The organism is Vreelandella sedimenti (assembly GCF_013416325.1).
Classification (GTDB): Bacteria; Pseudomonadota; Gammaproteobacteria; order Pseudomonadales; family Halomonadaceae; genus Vreelandella; species Vreelandella sedimenti.
Map to the genome: position 1 here is coordinate 219,168 of NZ_JACCGK010000005.1, position 25,773 is coordinate 244,940.

Annotated in this window: 19 protein-coding genes and 3 tRNA genes; 13 read left to right on the forward strand and 9 right to left on the reverse strand. The window is 54.3% G+C overall.

All coding sequences use genetic code 11. The annotated features are described in order from the left end of the window. Nucleotides 1-30: 30 nt before the first annotated feature. The 4 genes from HZU72_RS07410 (at nt 31) to HZU72_RS07425 (ending at nt 3,594) form a co-directional block, all read left to right on the forward strand. Nucleotides 31-894, forward strand: coding sequence for a LysR substrate-binding domain-containing protein (locus tag HZU72_RS07410; protein ID WP_180091201.1), 864 nt, complete (start codon nt 31-33; stop codon nt 892-894). Nucleotides 895-998: 104 nt separating this feature from the next. Then, a complete protein-coding gene (locus tag HZU72_RS07415) occupies nt 999-2,447 on the forward strand; it encodes an alanine/glycine:cation symporter family protein (protein ID WP_180091202.1) in 1,449 nt (482 codons plus the stop codon). A gap of 197 nt (nt 2,448-2,644) precedes the next feature. Further along, the gene (locus tag HZU72_RS07420) at nt 2,645-3,253 is read left to right on the forward strand and encodes an FMN-dependent NADH-azoreductase (protein ID WP_180091203.1); all 609 of its coding nucleotides are present in this window, start codon (nt 2,645-2,647) and stop codon (nt 3,251-3,253) included. Between the two features lie 41 nt (nt 3,254-3,294). Then, nucleotides 3,295-3,594, forward strand: a complete 300-nt coding sequence (locus HZU72_RS07425) for an MGMT family protein (RefSeq protein WP_022522712.1) — start codon at nt 3,295-3,297, stop codon at nt 3,592-3,594. Between the two features lie 132 nt (nt 3,595-3,726). Here HZU72_RS07425 and HZU72_RS07430 read toward each other — a convergent pair whose 3' ends face one another. Both HZU72_RS07430 and HZU72_RS07435 read right to left on the reverse strand, forming a co-directional pair. After that, complete coding sequence (locus HZU72_RS07430) at nt 3,727-5,295, reverse strand: bifunctional GNAT family N-acetyltransferase/carbon-nitrogen hydrolase family protein (RefSeq protein ID WP_180091204.1); 1,569 nt, start codon at nt 5,293-5,295, stop codon at nt 3,727-3,729. 42 nt (nt 5,296-5,337) lie between these two features. Further along, entirely contained in the window at nt 5,338-6,252 is a 915-nt protein-coding gene (locus HZU72_RS07435) for a DMT family transporter (protein ID WP_180091205.1), read from the reverse strand. 180 nt (nt 6,253-6,432) lie between these two features. Here HZU72_RS07435 and HZU72_RS07440 point away from each other — a divergent pair, with 180 nt between their 5' ends. From HZU72_RS07440 to HZU72_RS07460, 5 genes are all read left to right on the forward strand, one after another. Continuing rightward, nucleotides 6,433-8,454: an NADPH-dependent 2,4-dienoyl-CoA reductase gene (locus HZU72_RS07440; RefSeq protein ID WP_180091206.1), complete on the forward strand. Its 2,022-nt coding sequence runs from the start codon at nt 6,433-6,435 to the stop codon at nt 8,452-8,454. Nucleotides 8,455-8,626: 172 nt separating this feature from the next. Further along, nucleotides 8,627-9,673: a threonine aldolase family protein gene (locus HZU72_RS07445; RefSeq protein WP_180091207.1), complete on the forward strand. Its 1,047-nt coding sequence runs from the start codon at nt 8,627-8,629 to the stop codon at nt 9,671-9,673. 292 nt (nt 9,674-9,965) lie between these two features. Beyond that, nucleotides 9,966-11,888, forward strand: a complete 1,923-nt coding sequence (locus HZU72_RS07450; protein WP_180091208.1) for a PrkA family serine protein kinase — start codon at nt 9,966-9,968, stop codon at nt 11,886-11,888. A 38-nt stretch (nt 11,889-11,926) separates the two neighbouring features. Then, nucleotides 11,927-13,213, forward strand: coding sequence for a YeaH/YhbH family protein (locus HZU72_RS07455; protein WP_180091209.1), 1,287 nt, complete (start codon nt 11,927-11,929; stop codon nt 13,211-13,213). Nucleotides 13,214-13,257: 44 nt separating this feature from the next. Continuing rightward, the gene (locus HZU72_RS07460) at nt 13,258-14,826 is read left to right on the forward strand and encodes a SpoVR family protein (RefSeq protein ID WP_180091210.1); all 1,569 of its coding nucleotides are present in this window, start codon (nt 13,258-13,260) and stop codon (nt 14,824-14,826) included. A gap of 78 nt (nt 14,827-14,904) precedes the next feature. Here HZU72_RS07460 and HZU72_RS07465 read toward each other — a convergent pair whose 3' ends face one another. Next, nucleotides 14,905-15,219 (reverse strand): high-potential iron-sulfur protein, encoded by a 315-nt coding sequence (locus HZU72_RS07465; protein ID WP_180091211.1) that lies wholly within the window; start codon nt 15,217-15,219, stop codon nt 14,905-14,907. Nucleotides 15,220-15,567: 348 nt separating this feature from the next. Between HZU72_RS07465 and HZU72_RS07470 the strand changes: the two genes are divergently transcribed. After that, complete coding sequence (locus tag HZU72_RS07470) at nt 15,568-15,843, forward strand: Lrp/AsnC family transcriptional regulator (protein WP_008958975.1); 276 nt, start codon at nt 15,568-15,570, stop codon at nt 15,841-15,843. 97 nt (nt 15,844-15,940) lie between these two features. Continuing rightward, nucleotides 15,941-16,801, forward strand: coding sequence for a DNA/RNA non-specific endonuclease (locus tag HZU72_RS07475; RefSeq protein ID WP_180091257.1), 861 nt, complete (start codon nt 15,941-15,943; stop codon nt 16,799-16,801). A 35-nt stretch (nt 16,802-16,836) separates the two neighbouring features. Here HZU72_RS07475 and HZU72_RS07480 read toward each other — a convergent pair whose 3' ends face one another. The 6 genes from HZU72_RS07480 to HZU72_RS07505 form a co-directional block, all read right to left on the reverse strand. Next, on the reverse strand, nt 16,837-17,742 hold the full coding sequence (locus HZU72_RS07480) for a LysR substrate-binding domain-containing protein (RefSeq protein WP_180091212.1): 906 nt from the start codon (nt 17,740-17,742) through the stop codon (nt 16,837-16,839). A gap of 82 nt (nt 17,743-17,824) precedes the next feature. Continuing rightward, the gene (locus HZU72_RS07485) at nt 17,825-19,849 is read right to left on the reverse strand and encodes a CocE/NonD family hydrolase (RefSeq protein WP_180091213.1); all 2,025 of its coding nucleotides are present in this window, start codon (nt 19,847-19,849) and stop codon (nt 17,825-17,827) included. Beyond that, nucleotides 19,846-21,396, reverse strand: a complete 1,551-nt coding sequence (locus tag HZU72_RS07490) for a BCCT family transporter (RefSeq protein ID WP_235976026.1) — start codon at nt 21,394-21,396, stop codon at nt 19,846-19,848. Before HZU72_RS07490 ends, HZU72_RS07485 begins: the two co-directional genes overlap by 4 nt. A 318-nt stretch (nt 21,397-21,714) precedes the next feature. Continuing rightward, a tRNA-Leu gene (locus HZU72_RS07495) sits at nt 21,715-21,801 on the reverse strand. A 45-nt stretch (nt 21,802-21,846) separates the two neighbouring features. Continuing rightward, nucleotides 21,847-21,933: transfer RNA gene (locus HZU72_RS07500), tRNA-Leu, on the reverse strand. Nucleotides 21,934-22,012: 79 nt separating this feature from the next. Then, a tRNA-Leu gene (locus tag HZU72_RS07505) sits at nt 22,013-22,099 on the reverse strand. Between the two features lie 249 nt (nt 22,100-22,348). On the opposite strand from HZU72_RS07505, the gene rnr reads away from it, so the two are divergent. Continuing rightward, nucleotides 22,349-24,769, forward strand: a complete 2,421-nt coding sequence (rnr, locus tag HZU72_RS07510; protein ID WP_180091214.1) for a ribonuclease R — start codon at nt 22,349-22,351, stop codon at nt 24,767-24,769. 2 nt (nt 24,770-24,771) lie between these two features. After that, nucleotides 24,772-25,557: a 23S rRNA (guanosine(2251)-2'-O)-methyltransferase RlmB gene (gene rlmB, locus HZU72_RS07515; protein WP_180091215.1), complete on the forward strand. Its 786-nt coding sequence runs from the start codon at nt 24,772-24,774 to the stop codon at nt 25,555-25,557. Nucleotides 25,558-25,773 lie beyond the last annotated feature (216 nt).

Below are 25,773 nucleotides of genomic sequence, written 5' to 3' on the forward strand. Positions count from 1 at the left end.
GACATCATTTAATTTATAGGTCTCTTTTTCATGAGCCAGTTACCGCCATTGTTATGGCTACAAGCCTTTGAATCTGCAGCGCGCACCTTAAGCTTTACTGCTGCAGGCAATGAACTGGGCGTTACCCAAGCGGCCATCAGCCAGCGCGTCAGGCTGCTGGAAGACCGCGTGGGGCAGAAGCTCTTTGTTCGCCATGCACGTAGCTTAACGCTCACCCCCGCTGGCCAGGCGTGGCTGCCGAGCATTCACGATGCATTTGTGCGTATTAGTGAGGGCACCTTGGAGGTCTTTGGCAGCACCTCTGAGCAGCCAGTGACGCTGCGTGCCACGCCGGTTATTCAGCAGTCGTGGCTGGCGCCGCGTTTAATTGCCTTCCACCGGGCTCATCCCCAGGTGTCGATTCGTGTGGTAAGTGCTATCTGGCCCGATGACTTTGGCCCTGAAGGGGCGGATATCGAGATTCGCTATGGCAAAGGGGAGTGGACGGGCGTTGAAATGCAGCCGCTAGGCCAAGAGCAACTGCTGCCTGTTTGCTCGCAGGAGTTAGCGGATACGCTTACTGCGCCGAGCGATCTGGTTGGGCATACGCTGCTGCATGCTGTCGGTTTTGGGGTGGGGTGGCCGGGGTGGCTGCAGGAAGCGGGGGTTGCTCACCTGGAAGCGCAGTGTTGGTCGCTCACTTGCGATAACCAGGTGATGACGCTGGCGCTTGCTAGCCAGGGCGGTGGCGTTGCGTTAACTCATCGACGCTTAATGGAGCAGCGTAGCGATTTGGTGGCGCCTTTTGAGCTTAGTGTGCCCAGCGATGAACGCTTCTGGCTGGTTCGCCCTAGCCGGCGACACGTTAGCGACGAAGCCGAGCTGGTGTGGCGGTGGCTTTGCGATTCCATGTGATAAGTGGTTATTGCTGTTTTAAAGTCTTTTTACCAATTTTCTTGCCATTTTGGTGCAGCCGTGAAAAATGATGCGCTTTCATTGTTTAAAAAGGCGTGATTTTCATGGACTTTACTCTTCCTCCGTTGCTGACATCGCTAGTGGATCGCGGCAACGGCTTGCTCTGGGGCAGCGTGCTGATTTATCTGTTGATTGGCGCGGGTCTCTATTTTACTGTGATGACACGCGGTATTCAGCTGCGCTATTTCGGCCATATGTTTAAGCTGCTGCGTAGCTCTCGGCAATCAAGCGGCGGTATATCTTCGTTTCAAGCGCTCTCCACCAGTCTGGCGGCCCGAGTCGGTACCGGTAACCTGGCGGGTGTCGCGGTGGCTATTTATTTTGGTGGCCCTGGGGCCATTTTCTGGATGTGGATGACCGCAATGGTTGGGATGGCGACCAGCTTTGTGGAGTCCACCCTGGCCCAGGCATACAAAACAGACCACGGCGACAACACCTTCCGCGGCGGCCCTGCGCGTTATATTGAGCGTGGTTTGGGCTTGCGCTGGCTGGCTGTACTGTTCTCTATCTGTTTGATTATTGCTTTTGGGTTGGCGTTCAACAGCGTTCAGGCCAACTCTATCGCCCAGGCCATGGAACAGGCGTTCGCCATTCCCACCTGGGCCATGGGGTTAGTTTTGATGGCTGTTGTGGCGCCGATCATTTTTGGCGGTTTGAAATCGATTGCCAAGGTGGCTGAACTGGTGGTTCCGCTTATGGCGCTGCTCTACTTAATTCTGGCGCTGGTGGTAGTGGGGTTGAATATCAGCGACTTGCCCGCTGCCATCATGACCATTGTGCGCAGTGCTTTTGGCTTTGAGCAGGCGGCCGGTGGTGCAGTAGGCTACGCGGTATCCCAGGCGATTATGAACGGCATTCAGCGCGGGCTGTTTTCAAATGAAGCGGGTATGGGCTCGGCGCCCAATGCCGCGGCTACGGCCTCTACGCGGCCAGATCATCCTGCTGCCCAGGGCTTTATTCAGATGCTCGGGGTGTTTCTTGATACGTTGGTGATCTGCACGGCCACGGCGGCAATCATCATTATGGCGGGGCCGGAGCTGATGGCGGGCGATGAGAACAACGGCATTCAGTTGACCCAAATGGCGCTTTCCAGCCATGTGGGCGATTGGGGCGGTATGTTTATCGCGGTGGCGATTCTGCTGTTTGCGTTTACCTCGGTGATTGCCAACTACTCCTACGGCGAGTCCAACATTGAGTACCTGGCCGGGCGCCGCGCCCCGGTTGCCGTGTTTATTTACCGCTTAGCGGTGCTGGCGATGATTATGATTGGCTCGGTGGCAAGCCTGGGGGCTATTTGGAACTTCGCTGACCTTTCCATGGGGATGATGGCGATTATTAACCTTGTCGCTATTCTGCTTCTCTCGCCAGTAGCTTTCGCACTCTTCCGCGACTACGAAGCGCAGTTGAAAGCGGGCAAAGAGCCTGTGTTTGATCCCAGCCTTTTCCCCAAGCTGGTTAATAAAGTCGATCCCAAGGCCTGGCCCAAGAAGTAACCGAGCTTAAGTAAACGAGCTAGTCATTTAATACACTGGCTGCGCCCTGCCTCGCATTTTGCGTCGCGGGGCTTTTTTCTTGGCCGTCACATGATTCGATTTAATCGAATACAAGTCGGAAAACGTTGCGCTTTTGCTTATAGGAAAGCGCCGTACAATAGCTTCCAATCCTTCCCTATACTTTTTTGGAGCTTTCAATGACGACCCGTGCCCTGGTAATTACCTCTTCTATTCTGGCTGAGAACGGCCAATCCATTGCGTTGGCTAATCGCTTTATCGAGCAGGCGAGCGCCCGCAACGATGTAAACGTTACTCAGCGTGACGTGGTGAAAACCTCGCTCCCTCACCTGGATATTAGTGAACTAGGGGCTTGGCAAGTGGCGGCCGCAGAGCGTACCTCTGAGCAGCAGGTATTAGCCGCGCGCTCGGACGAACTGCTGGCTGAGCTACGCGCCAATGATGTGCTGGTCATTGCGGTACCGATGTATAACCTGGGTATTCCTTCACAGCTGAAGGCGTGGTTTGACCGTGTTCTGCGTGCCGGTGAAACGTTCCGCTATACTGAAAACGGCCCGCAAGGGTTGGTAGAAGGTAAGCGAGCGATTATTCTGGCAGCGCGGGGTGGTCAGTACGCGGGAACTGAATTTGACAGCCAAACACCCCACCTGAAAGCCATGCTAGGGCTGATGGGAATTAAAGAGGTAGACGTGGTCTATGCTGAAGGCCTGAATTTGGGTGAGCAGCAGCGCGAAGCTGCAATAAAAGAAGCTTTCCAAGCGATCGATCAATTGGTTGAGGGGCTTTAAACACGGTCTGAAGCGCTCTCAAGGAATAAAAGGATAATCACATGGCTCGGCCGGAATTACTTGAACAGATCTACACCATTGTCGATCAAATTCCGCCGGGGCGTGTGACGACCTATGGCCGTATTGCCGCCATGACTGAAGGTGCCACCCCACGCATGGTAGGTTCGGCGATGCGCCACCTGCCGGATGGCCACCAGCTGCCCTGGCATCGCGTGATTGCATCGTCTTTGAAGCTTGCCGATCACGGCGGCGCCGAACGCCAGCATCGCAAGTTGCGTGATGAAGGGGTGCTGTTTGATGCCAAAGGCCGCGTGCCAGCACACCTCGTCTGGCCTGATTAAGCTATATAAAACGCTTTTAGACACAATAACGCCGCTCAATTGGGCGGCGTTATCGTATTCATGATTGCGTATTTATAATGGGCGATGGTGGTTTGTTTTACACCTCACACCTCACACCTCACATTTAACTCCTCACTCTTCCAAATTAGCACCCGATTTCCACGACCAGTCGCGCCAGCGTAGATCAAACAGATCCTTGCGGCGGTCTTTAAGGTTGGTCACCGAACCTTCGGCACGTACTACCGTGAGGCGAGTGAGATCCAGGTCCGAGAAGAAGATCATCTCGGTGTTGGGCGTGGTTTCCGCCAGCACTGCATCGTGGGGGAACGCGAAGTCAGACGGCGAGAACACCGCTGATTGGGCGTACTGAATATCCAGGTTTTCAATCGAAGGCAGGTTGCCAACGCTGCCGCAGAGCACCACGTAGCACTCATTTTCGATCGCCCGCGCCTGACTGCAGTGGCGCACGCGCAGGTAACCGTTTTTGGTGTCGGTCCAGAAGGGCACAAACAGAATGTCCATATCCTGGTCGGCCAGCAGTCTGCCAAGTTCCGGAAACTCCACGTCGTAGCAGATCAGGATGCCCACGCGGCCAGCGTCGGTATCGAACACCTGTAGCTCATCGCCGCCCTCGATCACCCAGTCGCGGCGCTCTTGAGGCGTAATATGCAGCTTGGCCTGGCGCTCAACGGTGCCGTCGCGATGGAACAGGTAGGCGATGTTGTAGAGTCGGTCATCGTCACCTACTTCAATCATCGAGCCACCGACAATATTGATGTTGTAGGAGACCGCCATACGCGACAGTTCAGTCTTGAAGCGTTCGGTAAAACCGGCCAAAAAGCGAATCGCGCCCATTTGATCCTGCTGGGCGGCGCGGTCTTGGAGGCCCATCAACGGCGCGTTGAACAGCTCTGGGAAAACGGCAAAGTCACTCTGGTAGTCGGAGAGCGCGTCCACGAAGTACTCGATCTGCTGAAGCGCGGCTTCAACCGATGAAAACTCACGCATCTGCCACTGCACCGCGCCCACCCGTACTTGGGTCGGTTTGTTGTCGAGCACACTGGCAGCGGGCTCAAACAGAATGTTGTTCCACTCCAACAGGGTGGCGTAACCACGCGATTGCTCATCTTCAGGCAGGTATTTGCGCAGTAGGCGCTTTACCTGAAAATCGTTGGCCTGCTGGAAAGAGAGAATCGGGTCGTAGATCTCTTTGCGCGAGACTTTATCAATGTATTGGGCAGGCGTAAGTTCATCGGCGTGCTGGTGATACTCAGGAATACGCCCACCGGCTAAAATCGCCCGCAGGTTCATGGAGCGGCACAGCTCTTTACGTGCTTCGTAAAGGCGGCGGCCCAAGCGATAACCGCGGTAATCCGGGTGAATCAGTACATCCAGCCCGTACATGGCGTCGCCATCCTCGTCGTTGAGGATGATCTCGCGATGGCCGATCAGGTCATCGTACTTATGCGGGTTGGAAAATTCGTCGTAATCCACCTGAACGGTCAGTGCTACGCCCACCAGAAGGCCATCGTCTTCAATGGCGATTTGGCCGTCGGGGAATTCCTGAATTAATTTGTCGATGGTGCGCTTCGGCCATGCTCCGCCGATATCGTGATAGACGGCGTCCATCAATGCCTTGAGCTGATCGTAGTCATCGCTCATTAGGTTGCGCAGATTAAGATGCAGTTCTTCCAGGGACATATCAGGGCTTCCCAGCGTTAGAAATCGACGACCATTCTAGCATTATCGGGCGCTGCTCGGCTTATCCGAGGTTAAACCGCGTGTTAACGGGCGTGTCAGCGTTTGCGCCATGATGACTCCAGCCAGAATCAGCAGCCCACCGGTAAAGTGGAACCCCGCCACTTGTTCACCCAAGAAGGCCATCGCAATCAGTGCGCTAAAAAGTGGCATTAGGTTGATGAAAATACTCGATTGATTGGCACCAATTTGGCGCACCGCGCGCATCCATAAAAAGGTGGTGATGATCGAAGCAGGAATGCCTGCGTAGAGAATCAGGCCGATATTCTGGCCATCGATAGGTGTCATTGGCCCCATCAAATAAGGCGGTAACAAGAACAACACAGCAAAACAGACTTGGGCGTAAAGCATGACTCCGGGCGGTAAATTCATCGGCCAGCGCTTGAGCATCACCCCATATAGCGCGTAGCAAGTGGCTGCTACCACCATCAGCGCATCACCGAGGGCAACCTGTAGCTGTAGCAGCGAGAGCGGATTACCGCGCCCTAGTAGAACGGTAACCCCCACGAAGGCCAGCACGCCGCCCACAATGCCGCCCAGGGACGGCGGCTCGCTTAAAATCAGCGCACTCAGCAGCACCGTTAACAACGGCACCATGGCGGCAAGAATACCCATGTTGGTAGCGGTCGTCGTTTCTGCCGCCACATAGGCAAGCCCTTGCCATAGGCCCATGCCGAGTAGTCCAAGCAGTGCTAGCTTAGGCCACTGGCGGCGAATTTCGTCGCGGTGGCGTAACGCTGCGGGGAGCACAAACGGGGTCATCACCGCAAGGGCAAGCAGCCAGCGTAAAAAAGCGATACTGCTTGGTGCGATGGCGCCTACGCTAAGCTGATTAATGGTCATATTGCCCGACCAGATAAGCACGGTGGCGAGCGGTGGCAAAAAATACATCAAGGGCATAGCAACGGTTCCTTATCGTTAGCCGGGTAATGTGACGCGGATTCGCACGCTGGGCAAGGGGGAGAACGGCAAACCTAGCAATATTCAGAGAGGTAAAGGTCTGTACGTTGCGACAAGTATGTCATACGCTTGTTTGAATGCGTTTTGACAGTGTTACTAATAATACCAAGGAGTACCGTGATGACCCGTGCGCCCGCCTATCCGCATCTTTTTCGCCCGCTGACCATTGGCCATTTAACGCTGCCCAACCGCGTTTTGATGGGCTCCATGCATACCAATTTGGAAGAGGCGCCCAATGGCTTTGAACGCTTAGCGGCATTTTATGCCGAGCGTGCGCGGGAGGGGGTTAGCCTGATCGTCACCGGCGGTATTGCCCCTAATGCGGAAGGCGCCGTATTCCAGGGCGCCCACGCGCTCGTTGATGAGGCGCAGTTGCCAGAACACCGCCAGGTGGTAGACGCGGTGCATGCTGAGGGCGGCCATCTGTGCATGCAGGTTCTTCATGCCGGGCGCTACGCCTACTCGCCGGATTTGGTAGCGCCTTCGGCTATTCAGGCGCCGATCAATCCCTTTATGCCTAGAGCTCTCTCAAGCGATGAAGTTGAGCAACAAATTGCTGACTACGTTCGCTGTGCAGGCCTGGCGCAACAGGCAGGTTACGATGGCGTTGAGATCATGGGGTCAGAAGGTTATCTGATCAATCAGTTTATCTGCCAGCGTACCAACCAGCGTGACGATGAGTGGGGTGGGGCGTTTGAAAACCGTATGCGTTTAGCGGTCGAGATTGTGCGCCGTGTTCGCGAATCGGTGGGTGAACGTTTTGTGATTATCTTCCGCCTTTCGATGATTGATTTGGTCGAAGAGGGCAGCACCTGGGAAGAGGTCGTCACGCTGGGCCAGGCGATCGAAGCCGCCGGGGCAAACGTGATCAACACCGGTATCGGTTGGCACGAAGCGAGGGTGCCCACCATTGTGACTAGCGTGCCCCGTGCTGCCTTTACCGAGGTGACTCGGCGAATCAAGTCAGCGCTGTCGATTCCGCTGATTACCACCAACCGTATCAATATGCCTGATGTAGCCGAGCGTGTGCTGGCGGCAGGCCACGCGGATATGGTCTCCATGGCGCGGCCTTTTCTGGCGGATCCCGCTTGGATACGCAAAGCCGAAGAGGGCTTGGCGGAAGAAATCAATACCTGTATCGCCTGTAACCAGGCCTGCCTGGATCACACCTTTGCCGGAAAGCTGACCTCCTGTTTGGTCAACCCCCGTGCCTGTCATGAAACCGAGCTTGTGATAGAGCCCGCGCAAACCCCTAAACGCGTTGCCGTGGTGGGTGGCGGGCCGGCCGGGTTGGCAACGGCTGTGACAGCTGCTAGCCGCGGACATAGCGTGGTCTTATTTGAGCAGCGTAGCGAGCTGGGCGGGCAGTTTAACTACGCGCGTAAGATTCCCGGTAAAGAGGAGTTTAACGAAACCCTGCGCTACTACCGGGTGATGCTGGAGAAATATGCGGTAGAGGTACGTTTGACTACCATGGCAACTGCGGAAACGCTCGCCGATTTTGATGAAGTTGTGATGGCATCTGGGGTTCAGCCCCGCGAGCTAAGTCTGCCGGGTCACGATCACGATAAAGTGCTGAGCTACGCCGAAGCGATTGAATCCCCCGAGCGTGTTGGGCGTAGAGTGGCGGTGATTGGCGCGGGAGGTATTGGTTTTGATGTGTCCGAACTGCTGGCACATCAAGGCCATCCAGCGTTGGACATTGCCGAGTGGTGCGACGAGTGGGGTGTTGATTTGGCAGTCGGCGAGCAGGGCGGTTTAAAAGCGCCTACGGCGCCCGTGGTTCCCCGCGAAATTGTCATGCTCCAGCGTAAAACTTCCAAGCCTGGCAAGTATCTGGGGAAAACCACCGGTTGGGTTCACCGCGCATCGCTTAAGCAGCGGGGAGTGGCAACTCTCACCGGCTGCGAATACCTCAAAATCGACGACGAGGGGCTGCATATTCGCCGCGATGGCGTCGATCAAGTACTTGCCGTGGATAGCGTGGTGGTGTGCGCCGGGCAGGAGTCAGTTCGCGATCTGCTGGCGCCGCTGGAGCGCGCGCGGGCGGCGGTACATATTATTGGCGGTGCGGATGAAGCCAGCGAATTGGATGCTAAGCGCGCAATTGAGCAGGGCACTCGTCTGGCGGCGAGTTTGTAAAAAAGAGCACAAAGACAGGTTGATAAGTAAGTGCTTAAAAGCGCGGGTGACGTTAGCCCATAAATGGCGATAGACTAAATGACTAATCTAGCTATTAAAAATAGCTAGATATTAAAGGCGCGAGTGGCACCCAGCTCGCGCCGTTCGATCGCCAGATAAAAGGACTGTCGTCATGACCTCGGAGTGTAGCCCGCGTTTTTTAGCCAGTGATAACACCTCCGGTATCTGCCCGGAGGCGATGGAATATCTACTAGAAGCCAATCGTTGCGATGACTTGGCCTACGGTAATGATCTCTGGACAGCCCGTGCCGCGGATCGCTTTCGCGAAATGTTTGATTACGACTGCGATGTCTTCTTTGTTTTCAACGGCACCGCCGCCAACTCACTGGCACTCTCTGCAATGGGACGCAGCTACCACAGCGTTATTTGCCACGAGCTGGCGCATATCGAAACCGACGAGTGCGGCGGTCCAGAGTTCTTCTCTAACGGAGCGAAGCTGCTGACCTCTCCGGGAGCCAATGGCAAGCTAACGCCGGAAGGCATTGAAGCATTGGTCACCAAGCGCAGCGATATTCACTACCCAAAACCTAAAGTCGTATCGCTCACGCAAGCCACCGAAGTAGGCACGCTCTACTCCCGGGAAGAGCTCATGGCGATTCGCGCCATTGCCGATAAACATGACTTGCGCCTGCACATGGACGGCGCCCGCTTTGCCAACGCTTGCGCCAGCCTAAATGCATCACCGGCAGAACTTACCTGGCAGGTGGGAGTGGATGCGCTGTGTTTTTCGGGTACCAAAAACGGTCTAGCATTTGGCGAAGCGATTTTGTTCTTTAACCGTGAATTAGCCGAAGATTTTTCCTACCGCTGCAAGCAGGCAGGGCAGTTGGCTTCCAAGATGCGCTTTGTATCTGCGCCGTGGTTAGGGCTACTAGAAAGCGGTGCCTGGTTAACCAACGCACAGCATGCCAACGAGATGGCGCGCTACCTATCTGAAGGGCTGCAAGCGCTACCCGGCGTATCGCTCATGTTCCCTACCCAAGCCAATAGCGTGTTCGTTGAATTGCCGCCCCACGCTATTGAAGCGTTGAAAGCTAAAGGCTGGACCTTCTATACCTTTATTGGCGCAGGTGGCGCGCGTTTTGTATGTGCGTGGAACACCACCGTTGAATTGCTAGACGGTCTATTGGCCGATATTCGCGAGGTACTTGAGCGTTAAAGTCGTCAGTTTTTCTCTTTTTTGCCGCTGTTTGGCGCCTTCGACCTAGTGATGCCGCTGCCTAATGCAGCGGCGTCACTGCTTTAGCGCTTTGCGTTTATTTGAGATGCTTGGATTAACGCAACTATTCGTCTGAATAATTCTCTTATCTATATCGCTGCTGCGTTGAAGGTTTAGTCATCACTTTTTGCTAATGCTGACTACGCTAAAAAAGCGACACCTCGTTTGGCACGCCGTTGCGAAACACTTGGCTTGACGGTGACTGCCTGGGGATGGGCCACAGGAGAGTTCCATGAGCATCTTTGATCACGTTCAAGACCGTTTTTCCCGCGTTCAGCAAGAGGACATGAGCCTGGAGGAGTACTTGGCGCTTTGTCGCCGTGATCCGAAGGTTTATGCCAGCGCCGCCGAGCGCATGCTGGAAGCCATAGGCGAGCCTGAAGTGATCGACACGGCGAAAGACCCGCGTCTATCACGTATTTTTTCCAATAAAGTGATTCGTCGCTATCCAGCCTTTGCCGAGTTTCACGGTATGGAGGAGGCCATTGAGCAAATCGTCTCCTACTTCCGCCATGCGGCTCAAGGGCTTGAAGAGCGCAAACAGATTCTCTATCTGCTTGGCCCTGTGGGCGGGGGTAAGTCGTCGCTGGCAGAGCGTCTTAAGCTGCTAATGGAGCGGATTCCGTTCTATGCCATTAAGGGGTCGCCGGTCTACGAGTCGCCGCTTGGCTTGTTCTCACCCGAAGAGGACGGCGAACTGATCGAGAAAGAGTACGGTATTCCACAGCGCTATTTGCGCAGCGTAATGTCGCCCTGGGCGGCAAAACGGCTGAAAGAGTACGGCGGGGATATCTCTCAGTTCCGGGTAGTGCGTTTGTACCCATCACGGCTTAACCAGATCGCTATTTCCAAAACCGAGCCGGGGGATGAGAACAACCAGGATATCTCGTCGCTGGTGGGTAAAGTCGATATTCGCCAATTGGAGCTTTACTCCCAGGATGATCCGGACGCCTACAGCTTCTCTGGCGGTTTATGCCGTGCTAACCAGGGGCTGATGGAGTTTGTGGAGATGTTCAAGGCGCCGATCAAGGTGCTGCATCCACTGCTTACCGCGACGCAAGAGGGCAACTACAACCCTACCGAAGGCATGGGGGCGATACCTTTTGATGGCGTGATTCTGGCCCACTCCAACGAGTCGGAGTGGCAGGCGTTTCGCAATAACCGCAATAACGAAGCATTCCTTGACCGGGTTTATATCGTCAAGGTGCCTTATTGTTTGCGGGTTACCGAAGAGATCAAGATCTATCAAAAACTGCTCGAAGACTCTTCGCTTAACGCCGCGCCCTGCGCACCGGACACGCTGCGCATGTTGTCCCAGTTCTCGGTACTGTCACGGCTAAAAGCGCCGGAAAACTCCAATATTTACTCGAAAATGCGCGTTTACGACGGTGAAAATCTGAAAGACACTGACCCTCGCGCCAAGTCGATTCAGGAGTACCGCGACGCCGCAGGTGTTGACGAGGGTATGCAGGGCCTCTCCACCCGCTTTGCGTTCAAGATTCTCTCTAAGGTATTTAACTTCGACAGCACCGAGGTGGCCGCTAACCCAGTCCATTTACTTTATGTGCTTGAGCAGGCGTTGGAGCGCGAACAGCTTCCATCGGAAGTGTTTGAGCGCTACTTGGGCTTTATCAAAGAGTATATGGCACCTCGTTACGTGGACTTTATTGGTAAGGAGATTCAGACCGCTTACCTCGAATCCTACAGCGAGTATGGCCAGAATATCTTTGACCGCTATGTGACCTACGCAGATTTCTGGATTCAGGATCAAGAGTATCGTGATCACGAGACCGGCGAGTTACTAGACCGCCAGGCGCTCAACGAAGAGCTGGAGAAAATCGAAAAACCCGCGGGTATCTCGAATCCTAAAGACTTCCGCCACGAGGTGGTCAATTTTGTTCTGCGGGCGCGGGCACAAAACAACGGCATGAACCCGAGCTGGCAGTCCTATGAAAAGCTTAAAGGCGTTATTGAGCACAAAATGTTCGCCAATACCGAAGAGCTGTTGCCGGTGATTTCGTTCAATGCCAAGGCTTCTCGCTCGGATCAGAAAAAGCACGAAGACTTTGTGGCGAGGATGGTCGATCGCGGCTACACCGAAAAACAGGTGCGGTTGCTATCCGAGTGGTATCTGCGCGTGCGCAAGTCCCAGTAATGGATGGCGTGCTTAAGATGAGCGTTTAAGGAGGTCGTATGACCTACTTTATTGATCGAAGGCCGAACGCGAAACATAAAAGCGCGGTGAACCGGCAGCGCTTTTTGGAGCGCTACCGTAAGCATATCAAGCGCTCGGTTGAAGAGGCCGTTAACCGCCGCTCGATTACTGATATGGAGCGCGGTGAGAAAGTGTCGATTCCGGCAAAGGATATCTCCGAACCGGTCTTCCAGCATGGCCCGGGTGGGGCGCGTAATATCGTTTCGCCCGGTAATAAAGAGTTTGTCGCCGGTGATAAAATCCGCCGCCCCAGTGGGCAGGGGGGCGGTGGTGGCGCAGGCGAGGGCGGCCCCTCTAATCAGGGTGAAGGCGTCGATGAGTTCGCTTTTACGCTGAGCCGCGAGGAGTTTTTGGAATTTGTGTTTGATGGCTTAGAACTGCCCCATTTACAGCGCAAACCGTTGAAATCGCTTGAAGAGGTCAAAATGGTGCGGGCGGGGCTCTCTCGGGACGGTGTGCCGTCGCGGATTAGCATTACCCGCTCTATGCGTGAAGCCTATGCTCGGCGCATCGCGATGCGCGCGCCGATTAAACGGGCGTTAAAAGAGGCGGTTGAGGCTCTGGAAGCCGAAGAACGCAAGGATACGGTGCTGCGTAATCCCACCCGCATTGCCGAGCTGAAAGCCGAAATTGAGCGCCTGGAGAAGCGCATCGCGGGCGTACCGTTTATTGACACCTACGACCTGCGCTACCACCAGCTAAGTGCACAGCCCCAGCCTTCCAATCAAGCGGTGATGTTTTGCGTTATGGATGTCTCCGGCTCGATGACCCAAAACCATAAGGACATCGCCAAGCGGTTTTTCCTGCTGCTCTATCTGTTCTTGGAGAAGCACTACGAGAAAGTCGAGTTGGTTTTTGTGCGCCACCATACGGCTGCCCGGGAAGTCAGTGAAGAGGAGTTTTTCTACTCGCGGGAAACCGGCGGTACGATTGTTTCCAGCGCGCTGAACCTGGTAAATAAAATCATCGAAAAGCGCTATCCCGTTGGCCAATGGAATCTGTATGTGGCCCAAGCGTCCGATGGTGATAACTGGGACGATGACTCGAATATTTGCCGCGACTTACTGGTTAAACAGTTAATGCCGCAGCTGCAGTACTACGCCTACGTGGAGATCACGCCCCATGACCATCAGTCACTGTGGCATGAGTACGAAAGTGTGGTGAAAGAGTTCCCCGAACGCTTTGCCATGCGCCAAATTGTGGAGGCGGGCGATATTTATCCGGTCTTTCGTGAACTGTTTAAACGCCGCTTAAGCCAGTCCTAGTGACCTTGTGTAGAGGCTAGTGACCGCGTGTAGAGGAGTGGGCTATGAGTGCGACCCGCAAGCGTAAGCCGATTGCCACCGGCTCCGATTGGAACTTCAGTGTACTGGAGCGTTTTGATGCGGAGTTGGCCAGGCTCGCTGATGAGTATCGGCTGGATACCTATCCTAATCAGATAGAAGTCATCACTACCGAGCAGATGATGGATGCCTATGCGAGTGTAGGCATGCCGGTGGGCTATCACCACTGGTCGTTCGGCAAGCAGTTTCTGGCCGTGGAGCAGGCGTACAAGCGCGGCCAGATGGGGTTGGCCTATGAACTGGTGATCAATTCCGACCCCTGCATCGCTTATTTAATGGAGGAGAATACGCTGATGATGCAGGTGCTGGTGATGGCTCACGCCTGCTACGGCCACAACTCCTTTTTTAAGGGTAATTACCTGTTCCGCACCTGGACCGATGCCTCTTCAATTGTTGATTACCTGGTGTTTGCGCGCAAATATATCGCCAAGTGTGAAGAGCGCCACGGCGTGCAGGCGGTTGAGCAATTACTGGATGCTTGCCATGCGCTGCAAAACTATGGGGTCGACCGTTACAAGCGGCCCTCGCCGATCTCCGCCGAAGAGGAAGCGAAGCGCCAGGAGGAGCGTGAAAGCTACCTGCAAACCCAGGTGAATATGCTCTGGCGTACCATTCCTGAGGCACCTATCAGCGATTCACCGCTGGCAACGGGGAGCCCGCATGCTGACGAAGACCCATTGGGCTTGCACAGCGGCGGCCACTATCCTTCGGAACCTCAAGAGAACCTGCTCTACTTCATTGAAAAAAATGCGCCGCTGCTGGCGCCCTGGCAGCGTGAGATCGTGCGGATTGTGCGCAAGTTGGCGCAGTATTTTTATCCTCAGCGGCAGACCCAGGTAATGAATGAGGGCTGGGCGTGCTTTTGGCACTACACGCTGATGAACCGGCTCTACGACGATGGCAATGTCGATGAGGGATTAATGCTGGAGTTTCTGCAGTCTCATGCGGCGGTCATTAACCAGCCGGCGTTTGATAATCCTCACTTCAGTGGGATTAACCCCTATGCCCTCGGCTTTGCAATCTTTATGGATATTAAGCGGATCTGCGACGCGCCCACCGATGAAGATCGCGAGTGGTTCCCTGATATTGCTGGCACTCCATGGCGGGAAACACTAGAGTTTGCGATGCGCAACTTCAAGGATGAGTCGTTTATTCAGCAGTTTTTATCGCCGAAAGTGATGCGTGACCATAAGCTGTTTTTGGTGGTGGATGACGATCAGGTGGAGACCCTTGAAGTCGCAGCGATTCATAACGAACAGGGCTACCGCCAGGTTCGGGAAGCGCTTGCCACTCAGTACGCGCTCTCTGTCCGCGAACCCAATATTCAAGTGGTTGAAGCGGCCATTCGTGGGGATCGCTCGCTAACACTTCATCATGTGCAGGATAGTCGTCGTCCATTAGGCCGCAGTGTTTATCCGGTGATTCGTCATCTACAGCAGCTATGGGGCTTCCCTGTTCATCTTGTCTCTTTGGAAGAGGGACGGGTAACGCGGCGTTTTCATTGGCCGGTAGAGGATGAAACCCCGGCTTCTTAGCTGCTAGTGTGTCTTAAACAAAACTACCCCGCTCATATGGCGGGGTAGAGGTGCTTATACGGATCAAGTTTTAAATACTTAAGCTTGGGCAGTCCAGGATTGGCACCAGCCAGCGGGTGCTACGCTATTCTCCGGAAATAGCTGGCAACCCTCAGTGTCTGCGTTAAAGAACATGCAGTTATCGCAGCGTTCGCCCTCTTCATAAGCAGGATGATCGCTGGCTTCACTGGCGTCTTCTACATAGTTAAGCGCTTGGGCGTTGCTTGCGGAAGGATCAAGACGCGGCAGCTCTTGGGCGAAAGCAGTTTTAGAAAGAATGCCAACTCCCAGTGGAAGGGCTGCAAGGCCCAACATGCTGTTGCGCATAAAGTCACGACGGCTCTTATTAGCCATGATTTCTCCTTATCGTCACGGTCTGACGTTTGGTCACGTTGTTGGGTGGTTAACCACCTCTTTGCGCTCCGCGTAGTCTTATAAGCCGGAGCTCTGTCCTACATCTTTCAATCAGTTGTATTTTTGACCTACTACATTTTTCAACCAACTACAATTTAGGTCAGCCGTTTTCAACCCTATTCTTCAACTACATGCTAGCGGATGTATAAGGGGTGTGCGAATAGTGCTGCTGGAATAGCGACAATTAGTCACGCTGTCGCCGGGTGCTGCGCTCGCTTCCTCGTCGCTGCTATACTCTGCCCAGCTTTGACACTACTTTTATGATCATTTTCTCTTAAGGGGCGCGCCATGCAAAACGCAGTCATTTTAATCAATACCGATAAAGGCCAGGTTAAGGCCGTGGCCGAGCGACTGGCCGATGTAGAGGGCATTAGCGAGGTGTACTCCACCTGCGGCCGCTACGACTTAGTAGCAATTGCTCGCACCCGTGATTTTGAAAGCTTGGCTGAATTGGTGACTGAGCGCCTGAACGCCGTAGAAGGTATCAGCGATACAGAAACCCTGAATGCCATGCAGGTTCACTCCCGCCACGATCTCGAAACGATGTTTTCATTAGGCTGGTAAGCTGAAGAGCTTTTAGCGCCTTTGCTGTAGTTATTTTCATTATAAGAGTGGCATAAAACGATAGGCGCTCGTCAGCGCTAGCCAGGGAGTAAGAGTGTTGGGAATATCGCTTTCGAGCTGGCGTCGGCAGGGTCGACGCCTGGGCATCGCCGTGCTGTTTGTTGTGGTCGGCACAGGGCTGTGGGAATTTCAGGAGCGCCAGCATAAAGATGCCTACACCTGGATGGGGGTGCCCACCTGGGAGGCGTTTCGCCCCACTACGATGCACCGAGTGCTGCGCAATGATGGCTACTTGGTAGGCTGGTCCGATGTGCGGGTCAATCCGCTATGGGTAAGCTATCAAGTTGAAGCAGTAGACGATTCGAGAATTGGCTCACGGCCAAATTTTCAAGCCGATTGGCGCACGCTATGGCCGGTAGGCACCGACAGCTACGCAGGTAGTGGCTACGACCGAGGCCATTTAGCACCAAACTACGCCATTGCGGCGGTGCATGGGCGCAGCGCTCAGGTCGATACCTTCCTAATGAGCAATATGACCCCGCAGCGACCCAACCTGAACCGGCAGCTCTGGCAGCGATTGGAAGAAGCGGTAATGGATCATTTTGCGCCACGCTTTGACCGGTTGCAGGTGATTACCGGCCCCATTTTCCCAGAACACTTTATGGATAACGTGTTCAACCGGGTGGGGCTGGTCGAAGTGCCTTCGGCTTTTTACAAGATCATCGTGGCGCCGCACAACGAGGCACCATTGGCGTTGGCGTTTATCATGCCACAAGACGTTCAGGGCAATGAGGCGCTGGATGACTATTTGGTGACCATCGATGAGATTGAGGCGCGCACAGGACTTAACTTCTTCCCAGAGTTAACAACGGAAGTAGAGTCTGTATTGGAAGGAGAGTTACGTATACAGGGGTGGGCACTTGAAGAAGTGGCACGACGTCCGGGACGGTATCAATAGCCGTTTAAGTACTTAGTAGCTGGCATGCCTGGGATTTAGTTTGTATCCAGCACCCAATGGCGGAAGGCACGCATGGGCTCTGTCAGGTGTCGATGCTGTGGCGTAAAAAGCGATAGTTTTCCTCGGCTGGGGATGGTGAGTGGTAGTGCTTGAACAAGGTTTCCTTGTCGAAGCTCGGCATCTAAAAGCCGCATCCAGCCTAGGGTCACTCCCTGACCGGCCAAAGTAGCATTCATCAGGAGTTGGAAGCTGTTGGCGCGCAACGTATGCAGGGGAGGCTGCCATTTCAGGCCTAGTTCACGGAACCATATTTCCCAGCTTAGCCAGTCGTGGTAATGATCTTCCACCACCATAAGTGTGTGATTCACCAGCAGATGCGCAGGCTCAATGCCATTTCCATGGCGTTCCAGGTAAATGGGGCTACAAACGGCTGCTACCCTTTCATGTTCAAAAATGGCATCAGCTACAAGGCCCGGTGGATCAACTTCATTGGGCACATGGTAATAAATACCCAGGTCGAACTCCGCCAGGTCAAGGCGATGTGGGTCTTCTACCGTCAAAATGCGAATTTCGATGTTAGGGTACGCTCGCTGAAAGTCGGGCAATTGGCGCGCCAGCCAGATTGACGCAATGGTCGGGCTTGAGGCGAGGATCAGTTGTCTATCGTCTCCTCGACGTCTGAGGCGTGCAGTTTCATCGCCTAAATCGCGAAGAAGGCGTTGCACGACTCGAAAGTAGTGCTCTCCGGTTGGGGTGAGTCGCAGTCCTTCATGATGACGCTCGAAAAGTAGGCGACCTAGGTCATGCTCAAGACGTTTGATTTGCCGACTAATCGCGCTTTGCGAGAGATTTAGCTCGTTTCCAGCTTGCGTGAAGCTACAGTATCGCGCGGCAACCTCAAAGGCGCGCAGACAAGATAGCGGTGGTAAAGCATCACGCATGGATCAAGCCTTAATATAGGAGTCAGTGATTTCAAGCATATCACTGCCGAGCGGCGACTGCCGCCCGGCCGGGTTGCAGAGGCTAGACGGCCGTACGAGGAATCTCTCGCTGCCACGATTTATCGCTCACCAGCTTATCGTCTTCATAAGCGTGCTGCTCGGCATTCAGGTAAAACCTGTGTTCATCACAGTGCAGGTGATAGCGGCTAAATACGGTGACGGCAAAGCTGTTTTTTTCTCCTTCACGGCGAGCGCGGTACACCCACTCGATATCTGCACGTGTTCGGGTAGCATCGTCAGGATGACTGGTGTAAGTCTCCTTGGCGTACTGTTCAACCTGCAAGCCGTGTTCAAGAAACTGAATATCTCCCATGTCATCTTCAATGATGACGCTGACCTCGCCGCTGCCCACATCTTCGCTGATTGTGCGCTTGGGATGGCCGGTACGCAGTGTCTTTACAGGGCAGGGTGGGGCGCTTTCTGGCGGCTCAAAAGGCATGGAAATATAGGGCGCTTTGGATAGTGGCAGTTCCAGGCTAGGCGTACCTGCCTTGAGGGTCAGATCTGCGCGCTTTTTAGGCGACCACACTAACGGGAAGCTGGCGCTGGAGAGAGCAACCCTCAAACGGTGGCCTTTGGGCAACCGGTAGCCAATAAGATCCATGGCAAGCCTTACCTGCATGGGCTCACCAGGTACGGGAGGGGCAACTGTGCCCGTGTCGTCGCGCAAGTTTAGGTTAAGTGTGCCGTAGGTGATCAAAGCACTTTCACCGCTAGGCGATACGTCGCATAGGCGTGCGTGCAGTTGGCCGCACGCCTCGCTACTTGCCAGCGTTAGTGAAATGCAAGGCTGCCCCAGGATATCGAGCCCATGTGCATAAGGTTCGGAGTCAAATGTCAGTGACAGCGCATCGTCTCGGCGCTGGTCGGGTGGGAAGTCGGCTCCAAACCAGAGCGGAATGTACTCTCCCTGCAGTGCGCCAGTAGTAAGCGGTGATGCAATCAGTTGATCCTGGCTGAGGCGGGTGCCGAGTAAAAGGCCATGGTCACCCATGGTTAGGGTAGTGGATTCACTCTCGTCGTCCGGGACTGGCCAGCCATGAGTGCGAACCCACTGCCCCGGCCGCTCCTTATATTTCGGAGCGGGCGGAACGCCATCCTGAAGGTAAAAGGTGCAGGTAGGTTCGTCCATTACGCCGGTCTCAATACCTTTGAGCCAGTAATCCCACCAGCGCAGCGCTTCTTGTAGAAAGCCAATTGCCGGATCAGGCAGCGCAAAGTGTGGATACTTGTGCATCCAGGGGCCCAGCAGCGCTTTTTTCGGGCATTGAAGATGCTCCATCATTCTAGGGATCGTATTGATATAGGAGTCGCCCCAGCCGCTTATCATGTAAACGGCCGCATTAATGTCGGCATACGTCTCGCAGATAGAGCCATGCTTCCAATACTCATCACGATGCTGGTGAGAGAGCCAAGTTTCAGCTAGCAGCGGCATATTATCGAGGCGAGACATCCACATATCGCGCCATTTGTCGCCAACCAGTGCGGGGTCTGGCACCGCCGCAGAAAAACTTAGCATAGTGGCCGCCCAGCCTAGGTTCTCCAGCAGCATATTGCCGCCCTTGTAATGAATATCATCAGCGTAGCGGTCATCGGTTGAGCAGAGCGTGATGATGGCTTTGAGCGGTTCGGGGCGCAGGGCGGCTACTTGCAGGCTGTTAAAACCACCCCAGGATATTCCCATCATGCCGAGCTGGCCGTTACACCAAGGCTGGCTGGCAATCCACTCGATCACTTCAAGGGCATCTGCCTGCTCTTGAGGGGCGTACTCATCTTCCATCAGGCCATCTGATTCGCCGTTTCCACGCATGTCTACTCGAACACAGGCATAGCCGTGACCCGCGAAGTAGGGGTGGGTCAGTTGATCACGAATTGCGGTACCATCTCTTTTTCGGTAAGGGAGATATTCCAGGATGGCTGGAACGGGTTGTGCTTCAGCGTCAACCGGTAACCAGATACGTGCAGCTAAGCGGGTACCGTCAGCCAGTGGGATCCAAATGTTGTCTATTTTGCGGGTGCGATGCGGGAAATCCTGCTTGATAATCATGAGTCACGCTTGTTGCTGGTGAGTGTTGGAACACGACTAAGTTGATCCGGATTTTTTAGCCAGACCCAAAGCGAACCGGTTGCCATCAGCACAATGAAAAGTGCAGGAAGTCCGCCCAGGTTTGACAGCATCTTGACGCCATCAATGCCCACAAAACTCACCATCACCCAGGCGACGATACCGACAATCACCCCCCAGGTTACTTTCATGGTAATACCTGCATTGAGGTCTGAATCAGCTGTCAGCCCACGGGTGCAGAGATTGCCAATGGCATCGGTTTGAGAGTCGGCAGCTGTCACATAAGAGATATACGCAATGAACAGCAGTACTGGTATCCATAGCCCTGAAAGGGGTAGCTGCTGGAACAGCTCATAAAGAACGTTTTCCACCCCGCGGTCATTGAGAATGGTGTAAAGATCGACCCCGGTGTGGGCTTGATAGTAAAGCGCAGTTCCAGAAAAGATTAGAATCCAGACGCTGGCGAATAGCGCGGGGTAGAGTAGGTTGACGCGAAGAAACTCTCGCACGGTGTAGCCGCAGGATATCTTGCCGAGAAACAGGGCGGCAACGGGGGCCCAGGAGAACCAAACGGCCCAATAAAATATCGACCACCATTGTGGCCACTGATCTTCCCCCGCGGTGCCGGTAAACAGACTCTTAGTGAAAAAGTTATCGATAAACACGCCAAACGACTCTACCCCGAGAGCCAGGCTGAAAATGGTGGGGCCTGCGATGAAAGCGAACACACCCAAAATAAGCAGCAGGGCAGCATTAAGTGATGAAAATCGAGCAATGCCTTTTTGCAGCCCGCTGGCTGCGGAAAGAACGAACGTGGTCACGATAATGGCAACGATAACACCGAGCCGTAGAGGGCTGGTTTCGCCACCCATGTATTGGCCTACGCCACCCGCAAGCGTCAGGGCGCCGGTGCCGAGCGAAGAAGCCATGCCGGCTACCAGGGCGTAGAGAGAAACCGCATCAATAAGTCCTGCAAAGCGTCTGATTTCTGGGCCGAAAAGCGGCTCTAACATGCTGGAAATAGAGAAGCGAAGACGCAGGTTGTAAAACGCTAGGGCAAAGATCAGTGCAGGTACGGCATAAATAGCGTAAGGCGTGAACGTCCAGTGTAAAAACACGGTCGACATCGCAAACACCATGGCATCGCTTGAACCAGCTTCCAGCCCACTTGAGCTGGGAGGGCTCATGAAATGATAAAGCGGTTCGGCGGTGGTCCAAAATAGAACGCCGACGGCCAAGGTGGTGCAAAGGGTGATCGAGAACCAACGTAAAGGTGATAAAAGAGGCTTTGCGGAAGAACCCCCAATGCGAACATGGCCGATTGGAGAGAAATAAACGATAACCGCAATAACGAGAAGGTAAAGGCTACCTAGACTGAACAGCCATGAAAAATTATTCAGGATTGCTTCATTTAGTCCACTCGCAACGGCTAGAAAGGCCTCTAAATTGATATAGCTGGCAATGACTGCAGCAAATAGAACAAGAAATGTTGGCCAGAAGACCAACGGTCGCAGCGATTTCATCGGCATACCGTTTTCCCTTTATCGTTATTGCTATGCATGAATTTCATGGCATAACAACCTAACGCCATTCCAATCCTGACATAAAGCGAAGACTCGGAATGGGGGTATGCGCTGAATGCATGAGCCGCCGATAGATTAGCCAGCCATTAAAGACAGCAAACGCTTGGAGTTAAAATCTAAAATATGCGCGATCGGGAAGCCAGGGTTTGAGGCGACTTAAATCCGGTGGAGATAAAGGAGTGTATAGGAGATAGAAGGGGGGGGGAGTGAGAGTAGCGAAAAACTGAAGATACTATGATGATGCGGACTTGCCCATGTAAGTCATGGTGCCCAGGAGAGGACTTGAACCTCCACGTCCATACGGACACTAGCACCTGAAGCTAGCGCGTCTACCAATTCCGCCACCTGGGCGCATCATCTAACGCTTGGATTAACTGCTTACCGTTTGTGTTCGTATGGTGCCCAGGAGAGGACTTGAACCTCCACGTCCATACAGACACTAGCACCTGAAGCTAGCGCGTCTACCAATTCCGCCACCTGGGCGAACACAAACCTTGCCTTACTTGTTACCACCTGCCTTAGCACCGTCCTGCTTATACAAATAAATAGCATAAAAGCAGCTTGGTGCCCAGAAGAGGACTTGAACCTCCACGTCCATACGGACACTAGCACCTGAAGCTAGCGCGTCTACCAATTCCGCCATCTGGGCAAGTGGCGCGTATAATACCGGGGTGATGGTTAAATGCAAGACCCCTTATGCGCTTTTTATAAAGCAAATTGTATAAACAACGCCTAAGACGGTTGGGTGATTGAACGTGCAGCGCTATACTGCGCCTATGACTAAACAAAACCCTATTCATTTCAGCCTATCAAGTGTTGAAATATCCAGCTCGCAACGCAACGCGTTTGCGCCTTTTTTATGCCTCTCGCAAATGACGCCATCAAGGATGTTGATCGCATGAAGTATTGGACGTTAAGTGATGATCCGCACGCCGAGCGCGAGGCGCATAAATATGGCAACCCAGCACCAAGCAGGGAGTATTTGCTTGCAGCCTTAGAAAGCTATGGCAAGCCGATCACTCACGAAAATATGAGCCGCATGCTGGGGCTGGAAGACGAAGAACTTATAGAAGCCGTCAGGCGCCGCTTGGCGGCGATGGAACGCGATGGTCAGGTACTGCGTGACCGTCGTGGCGCCTATGCGCTGATCGACAAACTCGATCTCATCAAAGGTAAAGTCCTTGGTCATCGAGACGGATTTGGTTTTTTACTCCGCGATGATGGCAAAAAGCCAGACTTGGTATTGCCCCCGCGCCAAATGCGCCGCGTTTTTCACGGTGACCACGTGCTTGCACGCATTAGCGGCCGCGATCGCCGCGGTCGTGATGAGGCGACCATTGCCGATGTGATTGCACGCAACACGCAAACTATCGTCGGCGTTTACCGTAGCAACACTCCTGAGTTTGGCATTCTGATACCGGAAAATCCGCGTATTACTCAGGAGGTGATTATTCCTCATAGCGCCTGCGGTGGCGCTAAAGATGGTCAAGTGATCTCGGCCAAAATCGTTCAGCAGCCGGCCACCCGAGTGCAGCCGGTGGGTGAAGTGATCGAAGTGCTGGGCGAGCGTATGGACCCCGGTATGGAAATTGATATTGCGATTCGCAGTTACGATATTCCCGCAGAATTTCCGCCTGAAGTGCTTGATCAGATCGCTGGCATCTCAGCGGAAGTGCTGGAAGAGGATAAGCAGCACCGCGTTGATCTGCGCGATGTGCCGCTGGTCACTATCGATGACGAGTCTGCCAAAGACTTCGATGATGCTGTGTGTGCCTGGAAAACCAAGTCTGGCAGTTGGAAACTGCTCGTCGCCATCGCGGACGTTTCCCACTATGTACGCCCAGGCACGCCGTTGGACGACGAGGGTCGCACCCGGGGCAACTCGGTCTACTTCCCTGGCCAAGTGGTTCCCATGCTACCGGAACTGCTGTCCAACGGGCTCTGTTCGCTGAATCCCCACGTGGATCGCCTGGTGCTGGTGTGCGAGATGAATATTTCGCAAACCGGTGCGATTAGCCGCTACCGCTTCTACGAAGCCGTCATGAATTCCCATGCTCGCCTGACCTATAACAAGGTGGCCGCGATTCTCGACGAGAAGAGCGAAGAGGGGGAGGCGCTAAGGGCAGAGCACAGCGAGCTAGTTAAGCCGCTGAAAAACCTGGAAGAGCTTTATTACTTGTTGCGCGAAGCGCGTGCCGAGCGTGGTGCGATCGATTTTGATACTACTGAAACGGCGATCATCTTCAATGATGAGCGAAAAATCGAAAAAATCGTTCCACGTAGCCGTAACAATGCGCATAAGTTAATTGAAGAGTGCATGCTGGCGGCCAATGTGGCGACTGCGCGCTTCCTGGATAAGCATGATTTGCCAGCGCTTTACCGTATCCATGAGCGGCCGACGCCGGAAAGGCTTGATAAGCTGCGTCTGTTCTTGAATGAGTTAGGCTTGGCTGTCGGCGGCGGTGATATGCCCACCCCGCAGGACTACCAGGCGCTGCGTGAAACGATTGCCGACCGTCCTGACTTCGATATCATTCAGACGGTCATGCTGCGCTCGATGAATCAGGCGGTCTACTCACCGCAAAACGAAGGCCATTTTGGCTTGGCCTACCAAGCCTACGCCCACTTTACCTCGCCGATTCGCCGCTATCCCGACCTGCTGGTACACCGTGCTATTCGTTCGGTGATCCGCGGTCCGCGCCAGACCAACACGGTGTTGCGCGTAGAAGGTGCGCCGGTTGAGCCGCCCAGCAAGTGGTGCCCGTATACCTTTGAGCAGATGCTTGAACTGGGTGAACACTGCTCAATGACTGAACGCCGTGCCGATGAGGCCACTCGTGATGTAGAGAGCTGGCTGAAGTGCGAGTTTATGTCCGACAAGCTCGGCGAGACGTTCGAAGGTACCATCGCCTCCGTCACTCAGTTCGGTCTGTTTGTGCGTCTGGATGAGTTCTACGTGGAAGGCTTGGTTCACGTGACGTCGCTGCCGTCGGATTACTACCACTACGAAGCTGAGAAGCATCGTCTTAAAGGTGAGCGCACCGGCACGACCTACCGCTTGGGCGATGGTCTTACCGTCCAAGTGGCGCGTGTCGATATGGACGATCGTAAGATTGACTTTGGACTGGGTGATGAAAAGCCGCGCCCACGCCGCCAGCCGCGTAAGAGCCGCGGCGGGGAAGAGGGCGCTGGAGGTGCTAAAGGTGGTGGTGCTAAGGCGTCTGGTAACAAACCATCCAATAGCGAAAAGCCTGCTACGCGTCGCGGCCCACGCCGTACGCGAAATGGCCCACGCAAACCATCACCGAATAAGGGCTGAGTATGAAGTCGGCGTCTTCACGGCGGGGCCCCAAGACCCCTGATGGTTTAGATCAGGTATATGGCGTTCATGCATTGCAAAGCCTGTTAGACAGAGGCGAAGCGCCCCGAGAGCTTTGGGTGCAGCAGGGGGCAGGGAGCCGCTTAAAAGAGCTGATCGCCCAGGCCCAGACGCATGGCGCTCGAGTAAAAGAGCAGCCGCGAGATTTGCTTGATCAGCTAACCCAGGGTGCGGCTCATCAGGGAGTGGTGGCGTTTTGTCCGCCGTTAACTCCTGAAGGTGAAGAGTCGCTCTGGCTTAAGCTGCGCGCCTGGCCCTCTTCTACACCACCGCTGTTGCTGATTTTGGATGGCGTGACGGATGTACATAACTTTGGTGCTTGCCTGCGTAGCGCGGATGCCGCCGGTGCCCACGGCGTGATTGTGGCAAAAGATAAAGCTGCACCGCTCAATGCAACGGTGCGTAAAGTCGCTTGTGGCGCCGCCGAGGTGGTGCCGGTTTATCAAGTGACTAACCTGGCGCGGACCTTGGCCAAGCTAAAAGATGCCGGCGTCTGGATAACCGGCACGGCTGGCGAGGCTGAGGCCAGTGTCTTTGACATTGATATGACCGGCCCCACAGCGCTAGTGATGGGAGCGGAAGGCAAGGGCATGCGGCGTTTAACTCGCGAAGCCTGCGATAATCTTGCCAAGCTTCCTATGGCGGGGGAGGTCTCTAGCCTTAATGTCTCGGTGGCCACTGGAATTTGCCTGTTCGAGGCTGTCCGTCAGCGCCAGCTTGCAAGTTAACCGCCGTGCTACTAAGATACACGCGCCCGTTTGTCTGCAAGCGGGTGTTAGCTGTCGTTGAAGTATTAGCTTTTGCTGAAATGAAAAGTTCTGTTTGATGCCCCTGTGGCCGCCTAGCGCGGTGGCGGAGCACTTCAGTTAACTCCTTGCTTCCCTGTCGTCGTTTATTGCGTTAAGCAATGGCACACAAAGGAAGCTGTCAAACCGCAAGGAGAT